The sequence below is a fragment of the Milkweed yellows phytoplasma str. MW1 genome, from assembly GCF_000309485.1.
Taxonomy (GTDB): Bacteria; Bacillota_I; Bacilli_A; order Acholeplasmatales; family Acholeplasmataceae; genus Phytoplasma.
In genome coordinates this window covers 1-1700 of sequence record NZ_AKIL01000052.1, presented here as the reverse complement: position 1 = coordinate 1700, position 1700 = coordinate 1, and the positions used below count along the sequence as shown (strand labels likewise).

The 1700-nt window shown below is 25.6% G+C and carries 4 protein-coding genes; all 4 read left to right on the top strand.

Annotated features, from left to right (window positions below; genetic code table 11):
• Positions 1 to 48 precede the first annotated feature (48 nt).
• Positions 49 to 459, top strand: coding sequence for a hypothetical protein (locus RI76_RS01260; protein WP_017192327.1), 411 nt, complete (start codon positions 49 to 51; stop codon positions 457 to 459).
• Positions 460 to 527: 68 nt separating this feature from the next.
• Positions 528 to 1001: a hypothetical protein gene (locus tag RI76_RS01255; RefSeq protein WP_017192326.1), complete on the top strand. Its 474-nt coding sequence runs from the start codon at positions 528 to 530 to the stop codon at positions 999 to 1001.
• A 248-nt stretch (positions 1002 to 1249) separates the two neighbouring features.
• Positions 1250 to 1468 (top strand): hypothetical protein, encoded by a 219-nt coding sequence (locus tag RI76_RS01250; RefSeq protein ID WP_017192325.1) that lies wholly within the window; start codon positions 1250 to 1252, stop codon positions 1466 to 1468.
• On the top strand, positions 1452 to 1700 hold a 249-nt coding region (locus tag RI76_RS01245; protein WP_036343543.1), incomplete at its 3' end, for an AAA family ATPase. The genes RI76_RS01250 and RI76_RS01245, both read left to right, overlap by 17 nt.

Genomic DNA, 1700 nt, shown 5'->3' with positions numbered 1-1700 from the left:
AACATAAGAAAATAATAACGTTAGTAGCGATAGGGTTATTTAGGGATTTTGTTAATAGTTGGTGTTATTTTTGGAATTAAACATTTAAAAGATAATAAGGATGAAAGTTCTTCCACAAGTTTGAGCTCAAACGCAACTTCAAAGATTTTAAACAAAAAAGTTCCAGATAAAGGTCTTTTAATTTGTTTAAGTTTTTTTGACCAAGATAAATATACAAACGCTTTAACTGAAAACATAAATTTCCGCCAAAGCATTTATCACTCTTTAAATAGAAAAGATTTAGAACAAACAAATGATAATTTCAAATTATCATCATCTCCAGTGTTATTTACCAAAGTTTTTTCAACGATAATCATGTTTATTTTCCTGCAAAAACTTTTCTTTTTAATGAAGAAAATGCTAAAGCATATAAAGACGATAAATTATAAAATGACGGTTTTGATGAAGAAAAAGCTCTAAACTTATTACAACAAGCTTGGGATGATTTAACTACTGAACAAAAACAAGAGAATTATAAATTAAATTTATTGGTTCAAGACGAAGATTTAAAAGAATTTTTAGGAGAAGAAAAATTAAAAGATTTGACTGATTCAATTTTACAACAAATAAAACATTTATTCACTACTTTTATTAACAAAAATAATTTACCAGAAAATAAAATCAAAATGCAAATAGTTGATAAAATCCAAAATACAGAAGATCCCTCACAAAATATGAATATGCGCTTGGACATAATACAAGAAAAAGAAGAAGGCGAAGAAGCAAAATATTATTGGTGTATCATTAATGATGTTTTAAGCGTTGGTATAAGAGAAGAAAGAATAACTTTAAACTTTACCCCTTTAAAAATATATTTAGATAAAAAAAGCAACAAGGTAGTACAATTGATACCCAATTTTTTGAAGGATCGAAATCAGAAACAGGACATCAATATGATAAAGTTTATCCAGGAGTTGATCCTCAAACAGGTCTTTTCACTTCTTCTTATAAAGAATTTTTAGATTTTTACGATAATGTTATTTTAAAATTATTGCCCAGTGGAAGTAACAAAATTAAAGAACAACAACTAATACAACAAACATATGAAGAAATCTTTAAAAAAGTATTAGCTTTAATCAAAGATTATCGATTTAATATTCCATTAGTCAATTATATAGCCAAAAATTAAAGAAAGGTATTATCAGGGTGAATTGATATTAAATTCATTAAGAAATTAAAACAAAAAATTAGTTTTAAAAACATCATTATTATGTTAATTATTTTTTATTTTTTAGCTATTGTATCAGATGTATTAGATAAATATATCCTGAATCCAAAAAGATCGAACGGTATTTATCGATTTAAAAAATATTATTTATTTAACATCATTATTAATTACGATATTAAAGGCACGATAGATAAGTTTTTAAGTCCTATTTGCACTTTGTTATTGTTTAGGTTATTGGGGAGAAATGTTTTTAAGAAATGATAGTTCATCTTATAAAAAAATTTCTTCTTCTAAAAGAAGTTCATTCACTTTCCAAGATATAGCCGGTAATGAAGAAGAAAAAGAAGAAATGCAAGAATTAATTGATTTTTTAAAAAATCCTAAAAAATACCAAGATATAGGAGCTTCTATTCCAAAAGGAGTTTTATTAGAAGGGCCGCCAGGAACAGGAAAAACTTTATTAGCGAAAGCTTTAGCTGGTGAAGCTCAAGTA